This window comes from Acidobacteriota bacterium (assembly GCA_003225175.1).
GTDB lineage: Bacteria > Acidobacteriota > Terriglobia > Terriglobales > Acidobacteriaceae > Gp1-AA112.
Window position 1 is genome coordinate 42,859 of sequence record QIBA01000052.1, and the last position, 16,917, is coordinate 59,775.

18 protein-coding genes are annotated in these 16,917 nt (G+C 56.2%); 14 read left to right on the plus strand and 4 right to left on the minus strand.

Annotation, left to right across the window (positions count from 1 at the left end; translation table 11 throughout):
- The first annotated feature begins 73 nt into the window (after window positions 1-73).
- The 13 genes from DMG62_14685 to DMG62_14745 all read left to right on the plus strand — a co-directional run bounded on the left by DMG62_14685 (window position 74) and on the right by DMG62_14745 (window position 13,577).
- On the plus strand, window positions 74-847 hold the full coding sequence (locus DMG62_14685) for an enoyl-CoA hydratase (GenBank protein PYY22213.1): 774 nt from the start codon (window positions 74-76) through the stop codon (window positions 845-847).
- Window positions 844-1,761, plus strand: coding sequence for a CoA transferase subunit A (locus DMG62_14690; GenBank protein PYY22214.1), 918 nt, complete (start codon window positions 844-846; stop codon window positions 1,759-1,761). The genes DMG62_14685 and DMG62_14690 overlap by 4 nt, the downstream gene beginning before the upstream one ends.
- Window positions 1,762-1,877: 116 nt before the next feature.
- Window positions 1,878-2,198, plus strand: coding sequence for a sulfurtransferase (locus DMG62_14695; GenBank protein ID PYY22215.1), 321 nt, complete (start codon window positions 1,878-1,880; stop codon window positions 2,196-2,198).
- A 70-nt stretch (window positions 2,199-2,268) separates the two neighbouring features.
- Window positions 2,269-2,781, plus strand: coding sequence for a hypothetical protein (locus DMG62_14700; protein ID PYY22216.1), 513 nt, complete (start codon window positions 2,269-2,271; stop codon window positions 2,779-2,781).
- Window positions 2,782-2,789: 8 nt separating this feature from the next.
- On the plus strand, window positions 2,790-5,345 hold the full coding sequence (locus DMG62_14705) for a 4-hydroxybenzoyl-CoA reductase subunit alpha (protein PYY22217.1): 2,556 nt from the start codon (window positions 2,790-2,792) through the stop codon (window positions 5,343-5,345).
- A gap of 43 nt (window positions 5,346-5,388) precedes the next feature.
- Window positions 5,389-6,399, plus strand: coding sequence for a 4-hydroxybenzoyl-CoA reductase subunit beta (locus DMG62_14710; GenBank protein PYY22218.1), 1,011 nt, complete (start codon window positions 5,389-5,391; stop codon window positions 6,397-6,399).
- Window positions 6,400-6,494: 95 nt separating this feature from the next.
- Complete coding sequence (locus tag DMG62_14715) at window positions 6,495-9,086, plus strand: hypothetical protein (GenBank protein ID PYY22219.1); 2,592 nt, start codon at window positions 6,495-6,497, stop codon at window positions 9,084-9,086.
- 32 nt (window positions 9,087-9,118) lie between these two features.
- Window positions 9,119-9,325 carry a hypothetical protein gene (locus DMG62_14720; protein ID PYY22232.1) on the plus strand — a complete coding sequence of 69 codons (207 nt, stop codon included), beginning with the start codon at window positions 9,119-9,121 and terminating at the stop codon, window positions 9,323-9,325.
- Window positions 9,270-10,130 carry a hypothetical protein gene (locus DMG62_14725; GenBank protein ID PYY22220.1) on the plus strand — a complete coding sequence of 287 codons (861 nt, stop codon included), beginning with the start codon at window positions 9,270-9,272 and terminating at the stop codon, window positions 10,128-10,130. Before DMG62_14720 ends, DMG62_14725 begins: the two co-directional genes overlap by 56 nt.
- Window positions 10,131-10,437: 307 nt before the next feature.
- Window positions 10,438-11,571 (plus strand): citrate synthase, encoded by a 1,134-nt coding sequence (locus DMG62_14730; protein PYY22221.1) that lies wholly within the window; start codon window positions 10,438-10,440, stop codon window positions 11,569-11,571.
- Window positions 11,572-11,683: 112 nt separating this feature from the next.
- Complete coding sequence (locus tag DMG62_14735; GenBank protein PYY22222.1) at window positions 11,684-11,944, plus strand: AbrB/MazE/SpoVT family DNA-binding domain-containing protein; 261 nt, start codon at window positions 11,684-11,686, stop codon at window positions 11,942-11,944.
- Window positions 11,941-12,378 (plus strand): hypothetical protein, encoded by a 438-nt coding sequence (locus DMG62_14740; GenBank protein ID PYY22223.1) that lies wholly within the window; start codon window positions 11,941-11,943, stop codon window positions 12,376-12,378. Before DMG62_14735 ends, DMG62_14740 begins: the two co-directional genes overlap by 4 nt.
- Before the next feature lie 26 nt (window positions 12,379-12,404).
- Window positions 12,405-13,577, plus strand: a complete 1,173-nt coding sequence (locus tag DMG62_14745) for a cysteine desulfurase NifS (GenBank protein PYY22224.1) — start codon at window positions 12,405-12,407, stop codon at window positions 13,575-13,577.
- 49 nt (window positions 13,578-13,626) lie between these two features.
- Here the strand turns inward: DMG62_14745 and DMG62_14750 are convergent, their stop codons facing one another.
- Window positions 13,627-13,809: a hypothetical protein gene (locus DMG62_14750; GenBank protein PYY22225.1), complete on the minus strand. Its 183-nt coding sequence runs from the start codon at window positions 13,807-13,809 to the stop codon at window positions 13,627-13,629.
- Window positions 13,810-13,897: 88 nt separating this feature from the next.
- Here DMG62_14750 and DMG62_14755 point away from each other — a divergent pair, with 88 nt between their 5' ends.
- Window positions 13,898-15,211, plus strand: a complete 1,314-nt coding sequence (locus DMG62_14755) for a hypothetical protein (GenBank protein PYY22226.1) — start codon at window positions 13,898-13,900, stop codon at window positions 15,209-15,211.
- 177 nt (window positions 15,212-15,388) lie between these two features.
- Here DMG62_14755 and DMG62_14760 read toward each other — a convergent pair whose 3' ends face one another.
- The 3 genes from DMG62_14760 to DMG62_14770 all read right to left on the minus strand — a co-directional run.
- Complete coding sequence (locus tag DMG62_14760; GenBank protein ID PYY22227.1) at window positions 15,389-15,889, minus strand: hypothetical protein; 501 nt, start codon at window positions 15,887-15,889, stop codon at window positions 15,389-15,391.
- A 2-nt stretch (window positions 15,890-15,891) separates the two neighbouring features.
- Window positions 15,892-16,335, minus strand: coding sequence for a hypothetical protein (locus DMG62_14765; GenBank protein PYY22228.1), 444 nt, complete (start codon window positions 16,333-16,335; stop codon window positions 15,892-15,894).
- A gap of 25 nt (window positions 16,336-16,360) precedes the next feature.
- Window positions 16,361-16,917 (minus strand): chemotaxis response regulator protein-glutamate methylesterase (locus DMG62_14770; GenBank protein PYY22229.1); only part of this gene is annotated, 557 nt, incomplete at its 5' end.

Here is a 16,917-nt window from a genome sequence, read left to right on the forward strand (position 1 = left end):
GAACAATCCTTGTACCGGCCGAGGGCGGCCGGAAGCACGTTGTTCGGCTTTCAGATGCACGAGTTCTAAACGAATGAAATCCGCAGACCCATCGCGAATTCAGCTCCTCAGTGAACCCCCGTTCGCACGCCTGATCCTCGTCCATGGCAAGCAGAACGTCATCGACATTCCCATGATGGAGGAGTTCGCTCGAGCGATGGAGCATATTGAATCCCAATCTGAAATCTCTACGATCGTGATCTCCGGCTCAGGCGAGCACTTTTCCTCTGGCGTGGACATTGAATCGCACGCGCCGGACAGAGTTCAAGAGATGCTGGAGAAATTTCACGGCATAATCCGAAAGCTTGTGCGAACGCGAAGAGTGACTCTGGCCGTCGTGCGCGGCTATTGCCTCGGCGGCGGGGCAGAACTGGCAATGGCTTGTGACATCGTTGTCACCGCCGAGAGTGCGCATTGGGGATTTCCCGAGATTAAACTCGGCTGCTTCCCACCTGTTGCTGCAGCCGCTCTTGCCGCAGTTGTCGGCCAGAAGCGAGCAGCGGAGTTGGTCCTGACCGGACGTATGTTTGATGGCAGAGAGGCTGTGCAAATGGGACTTGCAAGCCGCGCCGTTCGGATGAAGTTGGATGAAGCGGTTTCTGAATACGAGCGGCGCTTGAAGGTCCTCAGCCCGGCAGCGCTGGCGCACGCTAAGCGCGCTCTCTATTCCTGGGACGCCGCACATTTTGAAAAAGGATTGGCGCGTGCCGAGGAGATTTATCTCAAAGAACTAATTCAGACCGAAGATGCTCGGGAAGGAATTCGCGCCTGGATGGAAAAGCGCGAGGCGCAGTGGAAGGGAAAATGACGCCCGTGACGAAGCTCCGTTCCATGCGTGACGCCATTGCAGAATTCGTGCCCGACGGCTCATCAGTTGCCCTTGGATTGCAGCTTGAACAGATGATCCCTTTTGCTGCCGGACATGAAATGATCCGGCAAAAGAAGCGCGACCTGCGCCTGATTGGTCCTATCTCTGACTGCCTATTCGATCAACTCATCGGCGCCGGATGCGTGAAGGACATCGTCGCCGCATGGGTAGGCAATGTCATGATGGGACAGGCCTACAACTTCCGCCACGCGGTTGAAGCAGGCGAGGTTCGCGTCTTCAACATGACGAATTTCACGATTGCGCTGGGGCTGCAAGCCGCGGCCATGGGCGTGCCTTTTCTTCCGACACGGACAGCGATGGGCAGCGATGTACCTAAAGGCAATCACTTCTTCTATCAGATTATTTCCCCTTTTGAACCTAAGGAGACACTCCTGGCAGTTCGCGCAATCGTACCGGATGTAACCATCGTCAATGTGCAACGAGCAGATGCCGAGGGCAATGCACACTGCTGGGGAAACTTCGGAGTCATGCTTGAGGCAGTGCGCGCAGCGAAGAAGGTGATTGTTGTTGCGGAAGAGATTGTCGATCCTGAAGTGATTGCAAGCGATCCGAATCGCACGGTGATTCCTGGATTTCTCGTTTCGGCCGTTGTCCACGAGCCATTCGCGGCGCATCCCTCGCCGGTGCAGGGATATTACAGCCGCGATAATGACTTCTTTCGCGCATACCACGTCGAAACTAAGACGTCGGACGAGTTTGAACGTTGGCGTTCCAGGTGGGTTGATGGAGTGCGTGACCGCAGTGAATACTTAAGAGTGTTAGAAAGCGAGCGCGTGGATGGGTTGAAGGTCAAAAAGCATTCTTATTCGGCGCCTGCAGATTACGGATATTAACCAAGGAAGGGGCGAATACGAATGTCACGAAGAAAGGAAAAATCGAAGGCCACGAAAAGCCCTTGTGACCTCTTGTCTCGACTTTGTGGCCTCGTGCTCGCTCCCCCTTCTTACTGATGGACTACGAAATCCAGCCTGAAGAAGTGAAACGCCTGCGCGATGCAGGCGAGGAGTTCACGTTTCTCGATTGCCGCGAGCCTTGGGAGTATCAGGCCGCGCACATCGACGGGACTAGACTCATTCCCATGCAGGACATTCCCATGCGTGTTCAGGAACTTGATCCTGATGATCACATCGTCGTCATCTGCCATCGCGGGGTGCGATCGATGAACGTTACCGCGTGGCTGCGCCAGCAGGGCTTTGAAAAGGCGCAGTCGGTTGCCGGAGGCATCGATCGCTGGTCGCGAGTCGTGGATTCGAGCGTTCCGATTTATTGAGAACAAATCCCGACATGTGTAGGCACGCAGAGATCCCGCAGGAAGCGAGTATGCTTAGGTAGTTTACGTAATGAAAAAAGAGCTGATCGAGTTGCGGGTAAACGGCAGGTCGCGTGAGGTGGCTATTGAGCCCTCGAAGCTACTGCTGGATGCGCTGCGCGAGGACCTGCAGCTTACCGGCTCGAAGCGCGGCTGCGACGACTCGTCCTGCGGAGCGTGCACCGTCTTGATCGATGGCACTCCCATGCTCTCCTGCACGATGATCGCCGCTTCACTATCGGCTGACGATGAAGGACGCGGGCCCGAAATCACAACCGTAGAAGGTGTCGCTGAGCATGGCGCGATGGCCGCGATCCAAAAGGCATATGGAGACTGGGGAGGGGCGCAGTGCGGATACTGCACGCCCGGTTTCATCATGACCGTGAAGGCACTGCTCGAGCGCAATCCCGAACCTAGCGACGAAGATATCCGCCACGCGCTGAGCGGGAACCTATGCCGTTGTACCGGCTACACGCAGATGTATCAGGCGATCAAAGCTGCGATTCGGGCTGAGCAGGAAGGAATCGCCAGCGCGGGACGGTAAATTAAGAAATGTCAGAGTTCTCAGTCATCGGAAAGCCGGTAGCGCTTATCGACTCGGCCGGTAAGACCACGGGAGCAGGGAAGTACGCTGACGATCTCACCCTTCCCGGAATGCTCATCGCCAAGATTCTACACTCGCCGTATCCGCATGCAGTCATCAAGCGCATTGACGCGACTCGCGCGCTGGCTGTCGACGGCGTAGTCACAATCGTGACGGGCCATGACGCTCCCAACAAGTACGGAATTCTTCCTGTCGGGCACGATGAAACCGCGCTTGCCGTGGACAAAGTCCGTTACGTCGGCGACAACGTGGCTTGTATCGTCGCCGAGTCGGAGTCGGTTGCCGAGCGCGCTCTCGAGCTCATCGACGCCGAATATGAGCCACTGCCGGCGTATTTCGATCCGGAAGAGTCGATGAAGGCCACTTCCGACTTCATTCATGCGGAGAAGCCGAACAACGTTGAGAAGGATTATCACCACGTCTTTGGCGACCCGGATCAAGGATTTCGCGAAGCGGCGTACATACTCGAAGATCGATATCTTGCCAATGAAGTGACACATGCGGCGATGGAGCCGCATTCCACTCTCGCAAGCTTCGAGTTCGATTCCCAAACTGGGCAACCGGGACGGCTGACCGTATGGTCGTCGACTCAGGTTCCGTACTACCTTCAGCACAAACTTTCCATCGTCCTCGAGATGCCGATGGCGCAGATTCGCGTCATTAAGCCCCTTGTGGGCGGCGGTTTCGGCGGTAAGAGCGAGATTATTCCGCTGGAAATTATCACCGCCGTTGCGGCTCGTAAGGCCAAAGCTCCGGTAAAGATCACCTATACGCGCGAAGAGGTTTTCTGGGCACATCGCGGAAGACCGCGAACGATCGTCGATCTCAAAACGGGAGTTAGGAAGGACGGCCGAATCACCGCCGTTGCGGCGCGAGTCATTCAGGATGGCGGCGCTTATTGCTCTTATGGAGTCGTTACAATCCTCTACTCCGGGGCGCTTCTGGGCGCTTTATACGACATTCCCAATATCCGTTACGACGGATATCGCGTGCTTACCAACAAGCCTGCGTGCGGAGCCATGCGCGGACACGGCACAGTAAATGTTCGTTTCGCCTTCGAATCGCAACTGGATGAATTGGCCGTTGCGATCCATATGGATCCTGCAGAAATTCGTCGCGTGAACCTGCTCAAGCCGCCTTGCATCACGATCAACGGCCTTCGCGTACAGAGTTATGGGCTTCCAGAGTGCATAGATAAGGTTCTCCAAGGCTCAGAATGGGCGTCCCGAAAGGGGAAGCTTGGGCGCGGACGCGGTCTGGGAATGGGTTGCAGTCACTATGTAAGCGGTGCTGCGAACTCGATTATTCGTTCGGATATGCCGCATTCGACGGTGAATATCAAGATTGATCGCGATGGCGGCGTGGTTGTGTACACCGGAGCATCGGATATCGGCCAGGGATCGGACACCATGATTGCGCAAATTGTGGCCGAAGTGCTCGGATGCACCCTGGCAAGAGTGAAAGTTGTGGCGGCTGACACGGACCTCACTCCGGTCGATATCGGCTCTTATTCGAGCCGTGTGACGTTCATGAACGGCAATGCTGCGAAGCGTGCTGCGGAAGAAGTGAAGCAAAAAATCGTCACTGCGGCCGCGCGCAAGATGGCTTGTGCGCCGGAAAAAATCGCGATGCGCGATGATTTGGTAACCAAGAGCGGCGCGGCTTTGGTGCTTCCGGACACCGCAGCCAGCGTCTCCGGACGTGTCGAAGGGCAGATTCTGCGGCATTCTGTGCAGCAAAAGCGCAAGGATGAAGGTCCAAAAGACCAGATGTCGTTCGAAGAAGCGGTCGTTGCGGCTATCGATTTCAGCGCTGCGCTGACCGGAACCGGATCTTACGCGCCCCCTGCAGAGGCTCGTGGAGGCAAACATAAAGGCGCTGGAGTCGGTCCTTCGCCTGCTTATTCGTACTCTGCGCAGGTTGCCGAGATCAGTGTGGACGAGGAAACGGGTGTCGTTACCGTCCATAAGATCTGGGCTGCGCACGATTGTGGGCGCGCTTTAAACCCTGTAAGCGTCGAAGGACAGGTTATTGGCTCCGTTTGGATGGGTTTAGGGCAGGCATTACAGGAGGAAATGGTCTGGAAGGATGGCCTATTAATGAACCCTGGACTGCTCGAATACAAGTCTCCGTCGGCGGTTGAATCGCCTGAAATCATCACTTATATCGTCGAAAGCATTGATCCCGAAGGCCCTTTCGGCGCCAAAGAAGCGTCGGAAGGATCGCTCGCGGCGTGCATTCCCGCCATTTCCAACGCTATTTTCGACGCGATCGGAGTGCGTTTAAGGGAAGCTCCGTTCACTCCAGACCGCGTTTTAGCGGCAATTAAGGCGCGTAATGAGGCACAAAAAGCAGCTTTCCGCGGCTCGAATGAGGCCTCAAAACCCACACAATTCCGCGAACACGGTGGCAGTTTATGGTTTAAGGGGCGCGGTCCGATGCGCCATCCGGCGGATCCGGCACGGGCGGGAGCTACCAACGAACCGGATGCGGGAGACGATTGATGTCATTCCTACTCCAGATAATGGTATCTGACGAGATGCATCCTTGAGCCTTCCGCCATTCAAACTCCTACGCCCACGCTCGATTGAAGACGCCGTCGGCTACCTTGCTCAACACACGCCCGACATCCAGATTATCGCCGGCGGGACCGACCTGCTGCCATCGATGAAGCAGCGGTTGTTTACGCCGAAGTATCTCCTCGACATCCGTGGCATTGAAGAACTGAGGAGTATCCGTTCCATTTCGGGATACGGCACCGAGATCGGTGCGCTGGTGACGCTCAGCACGATCGAGGATTCGGAGTTCATTCGACGCAGTTATCCCGTATTGCGCGAGGCGGTGGCGACGGTGGCATCGCCGATCCTGCGCAATATGGGTACGATCGGCGGCAATATCTGTCTGGACACGCGCTGCCTTTGGTATAACCAGTCGCTCACCTGGCGAAAGTCCTGCGGCTTCTGCATAAAGAAGGATGGCGATCTCTGCCATGTGGCGCCCGGGGGGAAGAAATGCTGGGCAGCCTTTTCCGCGGATTCTCCCGCCGCGCTGCTCTGTCTTGAAGCAGAGTTAGAGATCGCTGGAGCAACGGGCAATCGCCGCCTTCCTCTGGCCGAGTTCTACACCAACATCGGCGATGCGCGCGTTAAGCTCGCAAAGAACGAGATGGTAACGCGCGTCTTTTTGCCGGAACGGATGGCTGGATACGAAGGTGTCTATCAAAAGCTGCGCCTGCGAGGATCGATCGATTATCCGCTCGCCGGAGTCGCAGCGGCACTGAAGAAAAACGCTCAAGGCATCATTGCCGATGCGCGCATGGCGATTACAGGAGTGAACCCAGCGCCACTGCTGGTGAAGGAAGCGAGCCACGCGCTGGCTGGCAAGGCACTCAACGAACACGCGGCAGCCGTGGTCGGCGAGTTGGCGGCAAAAATGGCCAAGCCTCTCACCACATCGCTGCTTACTCCGGAATATCGTCGCGAGATGATTCGAGTATTCGCTAAGCGTGCCGTGCTGGCGGCGGCAGGCATGGGCAACGGTGCGACCCGGCAGATGTAGTCGACGGAGCGTCCTTACTCCAGAAACTCAGGTTATAATCTGCTCCCAATAATTCGAGCCACGGCTCCATATCTGATTCAACGAAGCGAGTTCCTATGAAATCTTTCATCCTCACCCTCCAGACTGTCTTAGTGTGTGCGCTCCTCGGCCTTTCGGCACTTGCGAGTCCCGCGCCGGATGCTTCTCCCGAAAAGATCCAGACTCCCTCGCAGTTCCTGGGCTTCGAAGTCGGGGCAGATCGCAAGCTTGCCGACTATCACCAGATCGTTTCTTATTTCAAATACCTGGCGTCAAAGTCTCCGCGGATTCAGGTCGAGAACATGGGCCAGACAACGTTAAGCAACGAGTTCATCCTGGCGGCGATCTCGACGAAGGAGAATCTGCAGAACAAGGCCAAGTATCAGGAGATCGCGCGCAAGCTTGCTGATCCTCGCGGACGCTCCGAGCAGGAAATTGATGGCCTTGTTCGCGAGGCCAAAGTAATTCTGCTGGTGACCTGCAATATCCATTCCACCGAGATCGGCTCTTCACAGATGGCCATGGAGTGGGCACACGCGCTTATTACGGCGGAAGATCCTGAGACGCTGCGCCGATTGAGTAATGTGATCCTGCTGCTGGTGCCGTCGCTTAATCCCGATGGAGAGATCATGGTCACGGATTGGTATCGCAAGTACGTCGGCACCAAATACGAAGGCGGACGCATGCCGTGGCTCTATCACTCCTACGTTGGTCACGACGACAACCGCGACTGGTACATGCTCACGCAAAAGGAAACGCGAGCCATGACCCACGCCGCATATCACGAGTGGTATCCGCAAATATGGCTGGACGAGCACCAGATGGGATCCATTGGACCGCGGCTCTTTGTGCCGCCTTATACTGACCCGATCGCGACCTCAGTGAGTCCGCTCATGTGGCGTGGCATCAACGTGATTGGATCAACCATGGCGTGGCGCCTCGAGCAGCAGCATAAGCCGGGTGTCGTCTATGGATATGTCTACGACCAGTACTGGCCGGGGGCTACCGAAGGCACGCCGCAGTTCAAGAACATCTTCGGACTGCTCACCGAAGCAGCTTCCGCGCGGATTGCGACGCCCATCACTCTGTCTCCGACTGAACTCTCCGGAGGCGGCAAGGGCCTCATTGATTACATGAAGACCGCCAATTTTCCCAATCCATGGGCCGGCGGCACCTGGCGGTTGCGCGACATCATGGATTACGAGCGCATCGCCTCAGACGCGATTCTTGAGACGGCCACGTATCACCGCGAAGATTTTGTGCGCGGAACAGAAGAGATGGCAATGGAGCAGATCAAGGACGGCAAGCCGGATGAATTTTGGCGAATCCATCGCGACCAGCGCGATCCGGTCACCGCGGCCAGGCTGGCGCATCTTCTGGAAGAACACGGCGCAGAGGTACTCGTTTCCGCAAATGGGAATGACTTCCTCATCCCCACCGCACAGCCTTATGGACGGTTCGTAGGCGAGCTGCTGGGCCGCCAGCGCTATCCCAAGGTCCGTGTGGCCGTTGGGCAGCCGCCTTTGCGTCCCTACGATGTGACTGCATGGACATTGCCGCTGTTGATGGGTGTGGATGTCACCAAAGAGCTGTTGCCGCCGGAAGTATCCAAGGGAGCGCGAAAGATCAACGACTCCGACTGGCCGCAAGGACGAGTCGAGGGCGGCAGCCCGATTTACGCTCTCTCACCACAGACCAACAACAGCACTCGGTTGCTGAACACGGCCTTGAGGACGAAGCATTCGGTTTCGATCGCCAAAGAAGGATTTGCCGCCAATGGCGTTCACTATGCCCCGGGCACGCTGCTGCTTCAGCCATCGAGCGACTTGCAGCAACTTGCGGCGAAGTATCACGTCGTAGTGCGAGGCCTGGATCCAAAACCGAATGTTGCAACCGCCACGCTCAAGGAAGTGCGCGTCGGACTCTACAAGCCCTGGAATGCCTCCATGGACGAGGGCTGGACGCGGTGGCTGCTCGAGCAATATGAGTTCAACCTGAAAAACATCGATAACAAGACCATGAAGGCGGGGAATCTGAACGCCTCATTCGATGCCATCGTCCTTCCCGATATGGAAAAGAATATGATCGTCGACGGCAAGCCGAAGCCCCAGGACGGGAGCTCGGCGGACTACTTCGAGGAGCTGCCGCCGGAGTACGCCGGCGGCATTGGCAAAGAGGGTGTAAAGGCGCTTAAGGATTTCGTTGAGGCCGGAGGCACCCTGATCACGCTTGCGTCTTCCGGGGAGCTGCCCATCGAGGAGTTCAATGTTCCGGTTCGGAACATCCTGGCAAAGGTACGTCCAGAAGAGTTTTCTTCTCCTGGTTCACTGCTCCGCATCGATGTCGATCCGAAAAATCCGCTGGCCTACGGAATGCCGGAAGAGGCTGCGGCGTTTGTAAGCGATCCGATTGCGTATCAGACGACAATTCCAGGAGCAGATATCGAGCGTTCTGTCGTTGCCTGGTACCCGACAGATTCGGAGGACATCCTGCTGTCGGGCTGGATCAACGGAGCGGATCGTTTGGCGCGGCACGCTGCAGCGGTCACGCTTACTTATGGTAAGGGGAGGATCGCTCTGCTCGGATTCCGAGTCCAGAATCGGGCTCAGACCGAAGGAACGTTCAAACTGCTTTTTAATGCCATTCAGTGGGCGGGAACCGAGCACTAACCCTTAACGCGAGATGGGAGACAAGCGCCGGGCTGCAAGCGCCACTCTGCCGCAGATTTCGTGTGCGGCGACTGGCTTTGTTCGGCTCATCGCTTAGCTCCGAATTCGATCCCGGGCGTAGCGATCTGGACTTTGTCGTCGAGTTCCAGCCGCTGGCTTCGGGGGGCAGTCGTTGCTCGATGAATGGATTCCTTAACTTTCATGATCACCGACTGCCACGTTCACATTCAGCCTATTGATATGTTCAAGCCGGCGGCACTGGCTGTGATGAAGAAGAAGCGGGCTAATTTTGACGAGATCGTTGAGTTCTGTCGCTCTCCTAAGAAATTCCTTCATCACCTTGACCAGATCGGCGTCGATCGTGCAGTGCTCATCAACTATGTGGCTCCCGACCTGATGGGCTTCACATCTGGGGTCAATGAGTTCGTCGCCAATTACGTGAAAGAGAATCCGAAGCGCTTGATTCCTTGCGGCAGCGTTCATCCACGACACACGGCAAATGTCGAAGGCGACATGGAGCAGATCGTGCGCTTGGGGATACGCATGATCAAAGTGCATCCGCCGCATCAGTTGCTTTATCCGAACGACTATCTAAATGGCATGAAAGAGTTGGAGACCGTCTATCGCGTCGCTGAGCAGAGCGGTATTCCTGTAATGGTCCATACGGGAACCTCAATTTTCCCCGGTGCCCGAAACAAGTATGGCGATCCTATCTATGTGGACGATGTGGCGGTTGATTTTCCTAAATTGAAAATTATTTTGGCGCATGGCGGGCGGCCTTTGTGGATGGAAACGGCGTTCTTTCTGGTCAGACGGCATCCGAATGTCTACCTGGACATCAGCGGAATTCCTCCAAAGACGTTGCTGAAGTATTTTCCCCGGCTGCAGGAGATTGCGGACAAAACGCTGTTCGGTACGGATTGGCCGGGTCCTGGGGTGCCCGAGATCAAGCAGAACCTGGAGGATTTTCGCAGTCTGCCTATAACCGATGCAGCGAAGCAGCAGATTCTGGGTAAGACGGCATTGTCGATCTGGCCCAGTTAGAAAACCCACAAGCCGAACACGAAGGCCACAAAGGCAACTGAAGAGGTCACGAAGAACGGCAGGGCTTAGGCTCTCGGCTGATCATCTCTTTTCCGCGTTTAGCACGGCAGCAAGCGACTCGCGACTCCAGACACCCTCGACCAAGCTTCGTGACCTCCGGTGTGTGCTTCGTGACCTTCGTGTTCGCCTTTCCGGGTTTGCCGCCCTAAAAGGTTTTCGGATATAACAGAGGGTTGCTCTCTGCGCGATGCGGCTCACTGTGGTCGCGTGCTTGCTTTGGGTCAAATCGAGAGCGTTCGAGGTCTCAATGTCGACAACGCCCGCCACAAAAGGTCTTGAAGGAATCGTCGCCGCTAATTCTGGAATCTGCTATATCGATGGTGACGAAGGCGTTCTTGCTTATCGTGGCATCGACATCCACGAACTCGCCCAGAACTCCAACTTTGAAGAAGTCTGCTACTTGTTGTGGTTCGGAACACTTCCTAAACGAGAGGAACTGGAGCACTTCCGGCAACGGCTGGCGGAGTCGCGCAAGGTCGATCCTGGCATCATCGAGATGATGCGGAGCTTCCCGAAGAGCGCCACGCCGATGGAGGTTCTGCGCACCACGGTTTCCGCGTTGTCTTTCTACGATCCCGATGAGAAAGCGGTCGATCACGATTCGAACGTGCGCAAGGCATACGCACTCACATCGCAGATCGCGATGATCGTTGCCATTTACGATCGAATCCGAAAAGGGAAGAAGGTGGTGGATGCCGATCCGAAGCTTTCGCATGCCGCTAATTTTCTGCTGCAGCTCACCGGCGAGAAGCCTTCTGCGACCGCAGAAAAAGCCCTCGACATCGCCCTCATCCTTCATGCCGACCACGAACTGAATGCATCCACATTCGCTGCTCGCGTGACTGCTGCGACTTTGTCAGACATGCATTCGGCGATCACCAGCGCCATCGGCGCGTTGAAGGGGCCCTTGCACGGTGGAGCCAACGAGGCGGTCATGCGCATGCTGTTCGCGCTGGACAAAGCCGGGAGGGACCCAGTGGAACATGTGACGGGCATGCTGGCGGACAAGAAGAAAGTCCCTGGCTTCGGGCATCGCGTCTACACCACGGAAGACCCCCGTGCCACGCACCTGCGCAAGATGTCTGAGGATCTGGGACGCTCCAGCGGCAATCCCAAGTGGTTCGACATGTCGCGTAAGATCGAGAAGTACATCAACGCCGAGAAGAAGCTGAACGCCAACGTGGACTTCTACTCGGCGTCGACTTATACGACTTTGGGACTCGACGTCGATCTCTTCACTCCTGTCTTCGCTGTCTCCCGTATTGCAGGCTGGGCGGCGCACGTCATCGAGCAACTCGACGACAACCGATTGATTCGGCCTCGCGCGGAGTACATTGGGCCGCGGTACCCGAATAAATACGTGCCGATGGATAGACGATAGACACGAACGTTTGAAGCTGGTTCAAGCCGCGCTTCGTCGCGGCTAGTTGCTGGAACTGCAAATGGTATTATGTGATGGCATTTGCCATTCTAAAATGGCATAATTCCTGTTTATGAATGTTCGTGTCGACAAGGCTGGGCGTATCGTTCTTCCTAAACCTCTTCGAGACAGGTTAGGTCTAAAGGCAGGGTCCAGCCTGGAGCTCTCAGAGAATTCCGATGGTCTCTTGCTTCGACTCGCTGTTTCCCGAAGCAGTCTAGTCAAGCGAAATGGACGCTGGGTGTACACAGGAAAGGCACCGCGGGATATCAACTGGGAACGGCTCGTGGAAGAAGACCGTGAGCTTCGCGACAGGGAACTTTACGAACGGTGAAGGTCTATGTAGATACCAATATCGTAGTCGCGAGTATTGTAGACACTCACGTCCACTACGGGCGGTGCAAGCCGCTCATGGACGATATCGGCGCGGGAAAGTATCAAGGTTTCATCAGCGCGCACGGGCTTACCGAAATTTATTCGGTGATGACACGAACACCCTTCGTTCCGCGTTTCCGACCAATAGACGTCTGGCAAATCTTGTCGGACGATATCCTGCCCGCGTTGCAGTTGGTCTCATTGAGTAATAGCGACTATCGAAGCATCGTTGAAGATTGCGCAAGTATGGGATTCGTGAGCGGTCGCGTTCACGATCTCGTTCATTTGAGGGCCGCCGAAAAGGCGGGCTGTCAACGAATCTACACTTTCGATGTACGCGGTTTTCAGGCACTCGCCCCGAGCCTTAGCAATCGCATTGTCATGCCACACTAGCTGGATCATTCGCCTACAATAGACTCATGCACCGGGTATACCTCGACAGTAATGCGACCACTCCGCTTCTTCCCGAAGTGTTTGAGGCGATGCGTCCGTATTATTTCGAGGAGTTTGGCAATGCTTCGTCGATTCATCATCACGGACAGCACGCGCGGGCGGCGGTTGAGCGGGCGCGGGAGTCCGTCGCCAAACTGCTCGGATGCCGCGCTGCTGAGGTTGTATTCACCAGCGGCGGCACGGAGGCCGACAATCTCGCCATCTTCGGCATAGCTCGGGCACGCGATCACATCATTACTTCCCAGATTGAACATCATGCCGTGCTCAATGCCTGCAAGCGGCTGGAGCAGCGGGGCTTTGAGGTCACATATCTGCCGGTGAGTGAGCAAGGGCTTATTGATCCAGATGAGCTGAGGGGGGCGTTGCGGCCGAACACCAAGCTTATTTCCATCATGATGGCGAACAATGAAACCGGCGTTTTGCAGCCGGTGGAGGAGATTGGGCGGATTGCCGCTGAGGCTGATGTTTATTTTCATAGTGACGCTGTGCAGGCGGCCGGCAAAGTTCCGATCGATGTAAAGAGGATTGGTTGTGACCTGCTTTCCATTTCGGGACACAAGTTTCACGGTCCTCAGGGAACTGGCGCCATGTACATACGGCGCGGAACGTTGATTGAACCTTTGTTTTTTGGGGGAAATCACGAACGCCAGCGGCGTGCAGGCACAGAGAACTTGCCGGGAATCATTGGGCTCGGTTGTGCTGCCGAGATTGCTCTGCGCGGATTTGCGGACGGCAGCGTAGGGCGAATTCGTGGAATGCGCGATCGGCTGGAATCGAAGCTGTTAAACGATACTGATGCGGCAGGAGTGAACAGCGGCCGCGCTCCGCGTGTTCCAAATACAAGCAACGTCTTTTTCGACCACATTGAAGGAGAGGCGATGGTGATCGCCTTGGATCTGAAAGGGCTGGCGGTTTCCACAGGTGCGGCTTGCTCTTCGGGCGCAATTGAACCATCGCATGTGCTGACGGCGATAGGTCTCGCGCCGGAACGGGCGCGGGCGAGTATTCGGTTCAGTTTGGGTAAGCAGAATACGGAGGAGGATGTTGATTTTGCCTTGTCGGTGATTCCGGCGACGATTGCGCGTTTGCGGGAATTGTCGCCCACCTATAAGGCGAATCCGGCGCCGGCAGCCAGATAGCGTTCGTAATTTTGCCAGCATGGTTCCGGCCGCCCCGGCCGGACACGGCTTAAATTACAAAAATCCCTTCCTGAGCGAATATTCCCTCACCGTCAGATTGAAGATTGGCGAACTCCTCGTCGAATTCGACCACCTGGGATATCTTCAGCTCTGTACCGGCCAGGGCGGCCGGAACCACGTAATCAAAACCACGTAAACTAAACCAAGTAAGCTCAACCACGAAAACGAACATTATTGTGCCGGCCCACGTTGCAAGTGGCGCGTGTGCTCACCCTCTATTTACAATCGTTCCAGTGGACCAAATACATTCGGGAGTTGGGATGAAGTTTTCTCGCTTGACCACCCTGGCTTGGGCGGCCGTTTTTTCCCTTCTAATATGCGGTTGTGGTGACACATTCAGGCCGGTGGCGACTCCGCTGCCGCAACCCTTTCCCGATCCTCAAAGCTTTCGTTTCGCGGTGATGACGGCTTGCCAACTTGGAGGTCAGGGATTGACTTCCTGCAATCCTGCCGGAGTCACGAGCCAGGCCAGCGACATCAATGTTTCCGGCGACACCGTGGATGGAGTTGTTCCGGTAGGTCTGAGTCCGGTATTTGCGCTGGTGCAGAATAACGGAATCACCGCCCAGGTGACCACGGCAGACTTCGACAATGACACGATCTCACAGCATGTCGACCAGCACAGCATTACAGCGGGCCAGCCTGTCAGCGTGTCGGCGCCAACCACCATCGGTTTGCCGCCTGGAGCGCATCCGATTTCGCTGGCAAACGCCGCCGGTTTCGTCTACGTAGCCGAATTCGGACGGCGCGTCGTGGGTGTGCTGGGCGGATTTCCACTCGCCCTTCAAAGCGAGATTCAAGTTGGAGCCAATCCCGTGAATCTCGCTGCTTTGCCAAGTGGCAGTAAGATCTATGTTGTGAACCGTGGCGATAATTCGGTAACCGTGGTCTCTACGGCTGACAACAACGCGGTAGCAACGATTCCTGTGGGATCGAGCCCGGTCTGGGCGGTTCCTTCAGCTGACGGCAGCCGCGTGTTTGTAGTGAATCAAGGTTCTGGAACGGTAAGTCTCATTGACGCTACGAGCGACAGCGTGATTGCTACCCTGACGGTTGGAGCTTCGCCGAATTATGCTGTGTTCGACGCGAGAAACCAGCGGGTTGTAGTCACCAATCCGGGATCGAACACGGTGAGCGTAATCAACGCCGATCCCACCTCTCCGGCGTTTAAGAATGTAACCAACGTGGCTGTAGGATCGAATCCCGTTTCGGTAACGGCGTTAGCCGATGGCACCCGGCTGTATGTTGCGAATAGGGATTCGAATTCGGTCAGCGTAATCAACAGCTTGAGCCTTGCTGTCTCGAAGACGATCTCACTGTCTTCCACGATCAGTGCGGCCGATCAGACGCCAAGTCCGGTTTGGATTGCGTCCGATTCAGAGAGCCTGAAGGTCTTTACCGCGAATCGCGATTCCCGAAATGCATCTGTGATTCTTACTTCAACCGATTCGGAACTCCCCGATGCGAACGGCAAGCCGATTCGCATACCGGCTCCGAATATCGATCCCACAGATTCGACATGTACAACAACCTCGTGCAGGCTTAGTCCGGTGTTTATTGCCGTGGGAGGATGAGGGAATCGGGTGATCGGGCCATCGGGTCAAGTAGCAAGCAGGGCTGTCAGCAATCGGCCATCAGCTTTCGGCCAATGAACGGTTTCTGGAGTAACAACGAAACGGCTTGCAGGCCGACTGCCGAGAGCCGAACGCCGAAAGCCTAGGGTTGCTACTTCGCCCGATCACCCGATTCCTTTATCCCACGACTGCTGCCGCGCGCTCTTCTTTTCGTCTTCGCTTGTAATGCATCGCGATATTCATGAAGACGCTGCCTTTTGCTGTCTCGAAGCACATCACCAGGGCCTCGGTTTCTTCGTTGCCGCTTAGGCCGTGCTCGGCGGCATGAACTTGCGGTGGCGAGATCTTGAAACGGAATCCCTGATCGTTGAGGCTGGTGATGGCATTTCCGATGACCATATTGGCGAGTTCGCAAATGGTTTCCCGCACCAGATCGTCTGAAGAGTCCACTTCGCCTCCGGCAAGATGAGCGGCGATGTGCATGGCAGTGCCTGGGTCGGTATCGAGGATGATGCGTCCTTCGATGTCACCGTTAATCTCGATAATTGCGGCGACGCCTTTACGGCGATAGATCTCGTCTTCCATGCTCACGTCGCCGACACGAGTCTCGCATTGCAGGCTCTGGGCGAGCACAGCGTCGGCGGAGTTGATGAAAGGCTGGATCAGCTCCATCTTCATGACTATTTTCCTCCAGCGCTCACGGTTTGCGCGGTGAGCACATCGTCTCCCATGACGTAGCGGACGACTTCATACAGAACGTCGGCCTTGACCGGCTTCTGCACGAAATGGCGAGCGCCCTTCTGCAGCGCCGCCACGATGTTCTCCTGGTATCCCACCGACGATACCATCACTACGCGCGCATTTGGATATTGGCGCACGATGCGCTCCGCGGCCTCGATGCCTTCCATCTGGGGCATGGTGATGTCCATGAGTACCAAATCGGGATGTACGCGCTCGTACTCGGTGATGGCCGTGCAGCCGTCGCCGGCTTCACCCGCAACCTCGCCGCCAAAGGACTCCAGCATCTTGGCGAGGTTTTTGCGCGCGAAGATCGAGTCATCGACTATCAGGTAGCGCAATGGTTTGTTGTCCTTCGCCTTAACCAATGCAGCAAATTGCTCCATGATCGTTTCTCCTTACAGCTTTGCCTTATGCTTCCAATCCAACTTCTGACTGTTCGGGCTGCTTCGACGGATTGCAGTGACGAATCAACAGATTCGCCAGCGCATCCAGCGAGACCACCCGCATAGCATGTCCGCGTTCAATTGCAGCTTTGGGCATGCCGAACACCACGCAGGAGTACTCGTCCTGGGCTACTGTGAGCCCACCTGCGCTCTTAACTTCTCCCAGGGCATCGGCGCCATCCTCTCCCATTCCTGTCATCAGAAGAGCAATTCCGTTCGCTCCGAAATCGTGTGCGAGCGAGCGGAAGAGAACGTTCGCGGATGGGCGATGTCCATTGACCTTGTCATCGTCGCCGAGCACCACCATGTCGCCGAGCGGCATGCGCTTCACGCGCATGTGCCGGTTGCCGGGGCAAATCAGTGCGCGCCCGGCGAGCAGCAGATCGCCTGAGCGAGCTTCCTTCACGTCGATGGCGCAGGACTCGTGCAGACGCTGCGCAAATAACTCGGTGAATCCTTCCGGCATGTGCTGAACCACTACGATCGCTCCGCCGAAGTTGCCTGGTAACTGCGAGAGCAGAT

Bases quoted from the DNA above. Each gene is read 5' to 3' on its own strand.
- DMG62_14725 (PYY22220.1), top strand. From the start codon at position 9,270: ATGGATTCCTTAACTTTCATGATCACCGACTGCCACGTTCACATTCAG.
- DMG62_14730 (PYY22221.1), top strand. From the start codon at position 10,438: ATGTCGACAACGCCCGCCACAAAAGGTCTTGAAGGAATCGTCGCCGCT.
- DMG62_14715 (PYY22219.1), top strand. From the start codon at position 6,495: ATGAAATCTTTCATCCTCACCCTCCAGACTGTCTTAGTGTGTGCGCTC.
- DMG62_14765 (PYY22228.1), bottom strand. From the start codon at position 16,335: ATGGAGCAATTTGCTGCATTGGTTAAGGCGAAGGACAACAAACCATTG.
- DMG62_14760 (PYY22227.1), bottom strand. From the start codon at position 15,889: ATGAAGATGGAGCTGATCCAGCCTTTCATCAACTCCGCCGACGCTGTG.
- DMG62_14700 (PYY22216.1), top strand. From the start codon at position 2,269: ATGAAAAAAGAGCTGATCGAGTTGCGGGTAAACGGCAGGTCGCGTGAG.
- DMG62_14735 (PYY22222.1), top strand. From the start codon at position 11,684: ATGAATGTTCGTGTCGACAAGGCTGGGCGTATCGTTCTTCCTAAACCT.
- DMG62_14745 (PYY22224.1), top strand. From the start codon at position 12,405: ATGCACCGGGTATACCTCGACAGTAATGCGACCACTCCGCTTCTTCCC.
- DMG62_14750 (PYY22225.1), bottom strand. From the start codon at position 13,809: ATGTTCGTTTTCGTGGTTGAGCTTACTTGGTTTAGTTTACGTGGTTTT.
- DMG62_14690 (PYY22214.1), top strand. From the start codon at position 844: ATGACGCCCGTGACGAAGCTCCGTTCCATGCGTGACGCCATTGCAGAA.
- DMG62_14685 (PYY22213.1), top strand. From the start codon at position 74: ATGAAATCCGCAGACCCATCGCGAATTCAGCTCCTCAGTGAACCCCCG.
- DMG62_14705 (PYY22217.1), top strand. From the start codon at position 2,790: ATGTCAGAGTTCTCAGTCATCGGAAAGCCGGTAGCGCTTATCGACTCG.
- DMG62_14755 (PYY22226.1), top strand. From the start codon at position 13,898: ATGAAGTTTTCTCGCTTGACCACCCTGGCTTGGGCGGCCGTTTTTTCC.
- DMG62_14695 (PYY22215.1), top strand. From the start codon at position 1,878: ATGGACTACGAAATCCAGCCTGAAGAAGTGAAACGCCTGCGCGATGCA.